General features: G+C 69.8%; 7 protein-coding genes. 3 read left to right on the plus strand and 4 right to left on the minus strand.

Annotation, left to right across the window (positions count from 1 at the left end):
- Positions 1-11 precede the first annotated feature (11 nt).
- Positions 12-1274 carry an extracellular solute-binding protein gene (locus tag CCN37_RS15570; protein ID WP_086821491.1) on the minus strand — a complete coding sequence of 421 codons (1263 nt, stop codon included), beginning with the start codon at positions 1272-1274 and terminating at the stop codon, positions 12-14.
- A 250-nt stretch (positions 1275-1524) separates the two neighbouring features.
- On the opposite strand from CCN37_RS15570, the gene CCN37_RS15575 reads away from it, so the two are divergent.
- Entirely contained in the window at positions 1525-2550 is a 1026-nt protein-coding gene (locus tag CCN37_RS15575) for a LacI family DNA-binding transcriptional regulator (RefSeq protein ID WP_086821492.1), read from the plus strand.
- 105 nt (positions 2551-2655) lie between these two features.
- Here the strand turns inward: CCN37_RS15575 and CCN37_RS15580 are convergent, their stop codons facing one another.
- The 3 genes from CCN37_RS15580 to CCN37_RS15590 are packed head-to-tail and all read right to left on the minus strand — an operon-like array spanning position 2656 to position 5196.
- A complete protein-coding gene (locus CCN37_RS15580) occupies positions 2656-3087 on the minus strand; it encodes a VOC family protein (RefSeq protein ID WP_086821493.1) in 432 nt (143 codons plus the stop codon).
- Positions 3087-3332 (minus strand): acyl carrier protein, encoded by a 246-nt coding sequence (locus CCN37_RS15585; RefSeq protein WP_086821494.1) that lies wholly within the window; start codon positions 3330-3332, stop codon positions 3087-3089. The genes CCN37_RS15580 and CCN37_RS15585 overlap by 1 nt, the downstream gene beginning before the upstream one ends.
- A gap of 7 nt (positions 3333-3339) precedes the next feature.
- Positions 3340-5196: an HAD family hydrolase gene (locus CCN37_RS15590; RefSeq protein WP_086821495.1), complete on the minus strand. Its 1857-nt coding sequence runs from the start codon at positions 5194-5196 to the stop codon at positions 3340-3342.
- Between the two features lie 129 nt (positions 5197-5325).
- Between CCN37_RS15590 and CCN37_RS15595 the strand changes: the two genes are divergently transcribed.
- Together CCN37_RS15595 and CCN37_RS15600 are read left to right on the plus strand one after the other, a co-directional pair.
- Positions 5326-6012 carry a UDP-N-acetylglucosamine acyltransferase gene (locus tag CCN37_RS15595; protein WP_086821496.1) on the plus strand — a complete coding sequence of 229 codons (687 nt, stop codon included), beginning with the start codon at positions 5326-5328 and terminating at the stop codon, positions 6010-6012.
- Between the two features lie 197 nt (positions 6013-6209).
- The coding region (locus CCN37_RS15600) for a LacI family DNA-binding transcriptional regulator (RefSeq protein ID WP_086821500.1) at positions 6210-7059 on the plus strand (850 nt) is incomplete at its 3' end.

Below are 7059 nucleotides of genomic sequence, written 5' to 3' on the forward strand. Positions count from 1 at the left end.
GCCTCGGTCGGTCAGCCCTGCGAGTACTCCTTGACGACCTGGTCCTTGTAGGTCTTGGCGACCTCGTCCAGCGCGACCTTGGCGGTCTTCTTGCCGGAGAGGACGTCGGCGTAGCCGATCTTCAGCGGGTCGAAGAGCTGGCCGCCCTCGGGAATCCACGCGCGGGCGTGCGCGGACTTGATCGCCTCGGAGAAGCCGGTGACGACGGCCTGCGACTTGACGTCGGCGGTGTCGTAGACGGCCTTGCGGGTGGGCAGCAGGCCCAGTTCCTTGGCGACGGTGGCCTGCGACTCCGCCGAGCTCATGCACTGGATGAACTTGATGGAGTTGTCCTTGGCCTTGGTGCCCTGGCGGATCACGTAGTTGTGCCCGCCGACCGGCCCGGAGCCCTTGCCCGCGCTCGCGCCGGGAACGGCGGCGATGCCCAGGTTCGAGGCGTCCTTGAACGCGTCGCTCTTGAGGATGTCCACCACGGCCCACGGACCGTCGATGATCATCGCGACCTGGCCGCCGGAGAACGCGGCCTTCATGTTGTTGTAGGAGTTGCTCGGGTCCTGCGCGGTCTGCGCGGCCTTCGCGTCCAGCAACGACTTCGCGGTCTCCACGCCCTTGACCGAGGCCGCCGCGTTCACGGTGATCTTCTTCGACGCGGTGTCGACCAGGTCGCCGCCGTCGCCGTAGATGAACGGCAGCGCGTAGTAGGCGTCGTTGTTGACGAAGAAGGCCTTCTCGCCGAGCTTCGCGCCGGCGGCCTTGACCTCGTCCCACGTCTTCGGCGGCTGGATGCCCGCGTCGGCGAGCATCTTCTTGTTGTAGAGCAGGCCGAGGGTGTCGGTGACCTGCGGGACGGCGTAGGTCTTGCCGTCGTACTTGGTTGAGCCGACCGCCACGTCCAGGAAGTCGGCGCCGTCCTTGGCCAGGTCGGTCGCGGTCAGGTCCTGGATCAGCCCGTTCTTGGCGAACTCCGAGACCCAGGCGACCTCGGCGCGGAAGACGTCGGGACCCTGCCCGCCCTGCGCGTTGGTCTTGTAGTTGCTGCGCGCCTGGTCGAAGGCGACCTGCTCGGACTGGACCTGGTAGCCGCCCTTGGTGGCGCAGCCGTCGGCCAGCTTCTTGAAGACGGGGTGTTCGTTGGGGCCGCTGGTGTCCCAGAAGACGACCTTGCCGGCGTTGCCGCCGCCGGAGCCGCCACCGCAGCCGGTGAGGGCGAGCGCTCCCGCCGCCGTCAGCGCGGCGGCGCGGATGAGGTTCTTCGCGAGGGGTGTGCGTCGCATCGTTGCTGTCGTTCCCTCCGTGTACCTGCGCGTCGTCGTCGGCGGCAGGCGAGTCAGCTTCTGCAAGCTTTTGCGTTGAGGATGACGCGGATTTCACACCCGTTGAGCCTGTCTGGTCAAGAGTTCTCACGTAACCAACCAGTAACTTAGGCAAAATCGCTGCAACATTCCTCGGCCCATTGCAAAAACTTGCTGACCTCGGCAGGCTGGTGCCGACCACAGGCGCGACGGCAGTGAGACGGAGGGGCGCGTGGCAGGTCTTGCCGAGATCGCCAAGGCCGCGGGCGTGAGCATCTCGACGGTGAGCCGGGTGCTGAACCGGCGCGCGGGCGTCAACGAGGCGACCCGGCGCCGAGTGCTGGAAGCGTTGGGGGAGTTGCCGTACAGCCCGCGAGGGCTCGGCGCGCTGCAACGAACCGGGGTGATCGGCCTGCTCGTTCCCGAGCTGTCGAACCCGATCTTCCCGGCCTATGCGGAGGCGCTCGAGACGCGCGCCTCGCTGGCCGGTTACTCCTCGCTGCTGTGCAACACCCGCTCCGAGGGATGGGCGCTGCGCGAGGAGGAGTACGTCCGAATGCTGCTCGCGCGCGGCGTCGAGGGCATGGTCTTCGTGTCCCCGGAGATCACGAACGTCGAAGCGGGTGGAGAGACCTACTACGCGCGGCTGCTGGCCGACGGCGTGCACATGGTCTTCGTCAACGGCGGAGCGCCCGGGCTCGACGTTCCCGACGTGACGGTCGACGAGCAGGTCGCCGGATACCTCGCGACTCGCCACCTGGTTGAGTTGGGGCACAAGCGGATCGGCTTCGTGTGCGGTCCGGCGCGGTCACTGCCGACGCGGCTGAAGCGCGCCGGATGGGCTGCGGCGCTTGAGGAATCGGGCCTGCACGCCGACGAAAGCCTTGTGGCGCACGCACCTTACGGCGCCGAGGGCGGAGCCGCCGCGATGGCCACGCTGCTCGACTCCGCCGCTCCGCCGACCGCGGTCATCTGCTCCTCCGACCACATGGCGCTCGGCGCGATGCGCGAGGCCCACCGGCGCGGGCTTTCTGTCCCCGGGCAGATGTCGATCGTCGGCTTCGACGACATTCCCCTTGCGGCGTACTGCACTCCGGCGCTGACCACGCTCGCCCAGCCGATCGCGGAGATGGCCCGCGCGGCCGTTGACGAGCTGGTCCAACGCCTCACCCCGGGCGCGCGGCGCACCGGCGGCAGCTACAGCCGCGTGTTCCGCCCCCGCCTGGTCGTGCGCGAGTCCACCGCCCCGCCGTCCTGACCCAGCGCTTAAGCCCTGAACGACCCGTTTGGTGCGTTGAGCGCACTGAACGGGTCGTTCAGTGCGTTAGACGCACCAAAGGGGCCGTTGGCGGGGTGAGGAGGGCTACTGGGCGCGGCGGGGGGTGGAGTACTGGACGAGCTCGATGAGGAAGCCCGCGGCGCGGCCGAGGTAGAAGAAGGCGACCTGCATGCCTTCGCGAGCACCCGCGCACGGCTCGGCGTCGAGCTGGACGAAGCCCTGGGAACGCAGCCGGGTCATCTCCGCCGCGATGTCGTCGACCTCCAGCGCGATGTGGTACGCGCCAGGGCCCTTCTTCGCCAGCTGCGACTGGATCGAGGAGTCCTCGCGGGTCGGGGAGACCAGCTCGACGCTGACCTCTTCCGGCTTGCCGGAAAGGCCCCAGAACTCGCACGCGACGCCGTACTCGTCGGCGTTGCCGGTCTCGCCCTGCGACATGCCGAGCGCGGTGAGGAGCTTGCCCGCGGCCTCGGGGTCCTTGACCGCGACGCCGACGTGGTCGATGCCGAGGATCACTACTTGATCCCCGCGCTGACGGCCGAGGCCAGCTCGTCGACGGTCTTGGCCGCGTTGAACTCGCGCAGGTCGAGCTGGACGCCGAAGCGGCCCTCCACCTGGGAGAGGATCTCCAGCGCGCCCATGCTGTCCCAGTTCTCGTGATCGCGCAGGGTCGGGTGCGCCTCAAGGTCCGCGCGCGGGATCTCCAGCACGTCCTCCAGGATGTCCAGAACCCCGTCGGTCACCGACTGCGTGTCCGCCATGACTGCGTCACTTCTCCTTGAGTTGGATCGAATCGGGCACGAGGTCGGCGGCGCCGTCCACGGCCAGCTCGTGGACCTGGGTGTTCTCCCGGTCGCCGGTGTGCTCGAAGCCGAGCTGCGACCAGAGCTTCGACGAGACGGTGTTGCGCGCGGACGGCGTGAAGGTGCCGCGCAGCGTGGCCGCTCCGGCTTCCTTGGCCTGCCGCAGCAGCCAACCGACCATGGCCTGCTCCACGCCGCGACCGAGCACGCGGCAGCTCATCACGAGGTTGAGCACCTCCCACGCGTCGGCGTCCTTGCGCACCCACGCGGCGCCGACCATGCCCTCGTCGCCGAAGCGGTCGGCCACCGAGCAGGACAGCACGACGTGGTCGTCGCTCTCCGACATCGTGGTGGTCTCGGCCTGGTCGAAGCGGAGGCCGGTGAGGTTGAACTGGTTGGTGCGCGCGGCGAGCTGCGCGACCCGGGCCACGTCGAACGGGGTGGCCTCGGCGACGGTCACGACGACTTCGAGCGCCTTGAGGTAGTCATCGGCCGAACCGAAGCCCTCGGCGAAGTTCCCGCGCTCGGCCCGCGCCTTGTAGAGCCCGGGGCGCTTGCGGTCGGTGTCGGTCAGCTCCAAGGTGTCGAACCACCCGCCGCGCAACAGGTTCCGCACCAGGTAGGCCGGGTCGCCGTCGGCAGCGATCACCGCGACCTCGGGCAGCGCCGCGGTCACCTCGCCGCGCTCGAACCGCGAGTCGTCCATGAACACGAAGGAGTTCGGCGACAGGCTCAGCTGCGCCGCCATCGCCTTGAGGTTGCCGGACTTCGGCGACCAGTTGACCGCGCTCGCGGAGAACATCTCCGGGCGCAGCAACACTTCCGGGTGCTCGGTCAGCGCGGACTCGACGTGCTCGGCGTCGTTCTTGCTCGCCAGCGCCAGGATCACGCCCTGGTCCCGCAGGCGGAGCACGCTGCGCTGGAACTCCGTGTAGGCGCTGCCCGGGTAGAGCCCGCCCAGCTCGACGCCCGCCGCGCCGACCTCGCCGAGCACGCCGCCCCACTGCGTGTTGTCCAGGTCCAGCGCGAGGACCTTGCGGGAGAGCCCGGTCTTCGCCTGGAGGAACCGCCGCGCCTCGCGGGCCAGCACCATCAGCGCCGCGTCGGTGTAGGGGAGATCGGCGAAGCGCAGCAGCCGATCGTCCTGCGCCGCAACGGCTTCGTCGGCGAGCGCGCTGACGAAGTCGGCGACGGCGATCGCCGAGTGCTCCTCGGCCAGCTCCAGGATCGCGGCGTTGAGCTGGGCCCAGCAGCGGCTGACCTTCGCCCGCGCGCTCCAGCTGACCAGGCCGTCGCGGACCACGGCGGGCAGCGGGACGGTGTGCGTGAGCACGGTGGTCTTGCCGCGGGTCACCACGTCGGCGAGCAGGCCGCGGAAGGACTGCACGCGCTCGGTGATGAAGGCGGTCAGCGCGTCGACATCGCTGCCGCTCCAGTCCTTGGGCAGGAAGTAGGAGGAGTCGGTTGTGCAGAACAGCACGTCCTGGCCGGCGTCGAAGAGCGGGTCGTCCGCCCGCGACAGCGTCAGCTCGAACGCGGCGTAATCGCCGATGGTGAAGCTCGGCAGCATCCCGCCCGCCGCCAGGCTCGCGCGCAGGATCGGCTCCAGCGGGCCGACCGTGTAGGTGGCGAGCACGCCGACCTTGGGCGCGCTCAGCCCGGTGGCTTCGGCGGTGGCCGACTTCAGTGTCCTGCCGAGCTTGCGGAAGGCCGCGGGATCGTCGCTGTGGGCGAGCGCGGTCAGGTCGGCCCGCCCCAGAGGGCTTCCCGCCTTCGCCGCGGCCGTGAGGTTGGTGAGGAACCCGTCGGTCGCGTCCACCACGGTCTTCGGCCTCGCTTCGGGTGCTCGGGGTCGCAGGTCCGGGCGAGTCTACCGAAACGGGTGAGGTGGCCTCCGGGCCCGATCAGGACTGGTCACAGGGGCGTGTGACGGGCCTGACAGGATGCGCGCATGGCGAACCGCATTCACCCAACGGCGATCATCGGCGACGGCGTCGAGCTCGGTGAGGACAACGTGATCGGCCCGCACGCGGTCATCCTCGGGCCGACGCGGATCGGCGACGGGAACTGGATCGGCCCCGGCGCGGTCATCGGGACGCCGCCGGAGAACCGCGCCACGCACCACGTGGTCGGCTGGGAGGGCGAGCAGAGCGAGCACGGCGTCGTGATCGGCGACCGCAACCGCTTCCGCGAGCACATCTCCATCCACAGCGGCACGCACCGCCCGACGCGCGTCGGCGACGACTGCTTCTTCCTGGTGTACAGCCACATCGGGCACGACGTGCGCGTCGACGACAACGTCACCCTGGCCCCGTCCGCGCGCGTCGCCGGGCACAACCACGTGTGGTCCTACGCCAACATCGGCATGTCCGCCGCCGTGCACCAGCAGGTCGACATCGGTCCCGGCGCGATGATCGGCATGGCCGCCGCGGTCCGCAAGGTCGTCAAGCCGTTCACCACCGTCGTCGGCAACCCGGCCAAGGCGGTCGGCGTGAACACCGTCGGCCTGTCCCGGCTCGGCTGCGACGAGGAGACCGTCGCCGCGGTGTCCGACTTCGTGCTCGGTGGCACCGCGGAGCTGCCCGCCGGAGTGCCCGACGCCCTCGCCGGACTGCTCAAGGAGTGGGCGGCCCGCTAGGGCTCCGGTGGAGGAGGGCGCGAGAGCGCTCTCCTCCACTCGATCGGGCAGCCTTATCCCGCGAAGTGAACAGATGCGCAAATTGGTCTGGACCAAAGTCAGTCGCGTTCAGATCGTTGACCTGCGCATTTGTTGAGTTGAACACAGGTTGGTCACCCGGACTTCTCTCGGTGGTTCTGAACCGTTACGGTCACGTCATGGCGCGGTCGATGAACACGCGGCGCCCCGCTACTTTGGCGTCTCTGGCAGCGGAACTCGGGGTCTCGCGGACGACGGTGTCGAACGCGTACAACCGGCCCGACCAGCTCTCGCCCGAGCTGCGCCGCCGAGTGCTGGAGACCGCGCGGCGCCTTGGTTACCCCGGTCCCGATCCGGTGGCTCGGTCCCTGCGCACCCGCAAGGCGGGCGCGGTCGGACTGCTGCTGACCGAGAACCTCTCCTACGCCTTCCGCGACCCGGCCGCCGTCGGGTTCCTCGAAGGGCTCTCGCTGGCGTGCGAGGAGGCCGGTCAGGGCCTGCTGCTCGTCCCGGCCAACCCCGAGCGCGAGGACGTCGCGGCCGTGCACCGCGCGGGCGTCGACGGCTTCGTCGTCTACTCGGTGCCCGACGACGACCCGCACCTGGCCGCCGTGCTGGAGCGGCCCGTGCCGACCGTGGTGTGCGACCAGCCCGACGTCGACTCCGTCGACCGCGTCGGCATCGACGACCGCGAGGCCATCGCCACCGTCGCCAGGCACCTCATCGAGCTGGGCCACCGCCGCATCGGCGTGGTCTGCATGCGCTTGGCCCGCGACCGCAACGACGGTTTCGTGTCCGTGCAGCGGCAGCGCGAGGCCCACTTCCACGTGCAGCGGGCCCGCCTTTCCGCGCTGGCCGAGACCTTCGGCACGGTCGGCGTCGAGTGGGCCAACGTGCCCGTCGTCGAGCGCTTCGACCACACCATCGCCAGCGGTGCCACCGCCGCCGGGCAGCTGCTCGACCGCGACCCCGACCTGACCGCGATCATCTGCACCTCCGACATCCTCGGCCTAGGGCCTGTCCTCAAAG

The organism is Allokutzneria sp. NRRL B-24872 (genome assembly GCF_002155965.1).
In the GTDB taxonomy this organism is placed as follows: Bacteria; Actinomycetota; Actinomycetes; order Mycobacteriales; family Pseudonocardiaceae; genus Allokutzneria.

Bases quoted from the DNA above. Each gene is read 5' to 3' on its own strand.
- CCN37_RS15570 (WP_086821491.1), bottom strand. From the start codon at position 1,274: ATGCGACGCACACCCCTCGCGAAGAACCTCATCCGCGCCGCCGCGCTG.
- CCN37_RS15585 (WP_086821494.1), bottom strand. From the start codon at position 3,332: ATGGCGGACACGCAGTCGGTGACCGACGGGGTTCTGGACATCCTGGAG.
- CCN37_RS15595 (WP_086821496.1), top strand. From the start codon at position 5,326: ATGGCGAACCGCATTCACCCAACGGCGATCATCGGCGACGGCGTCGAG.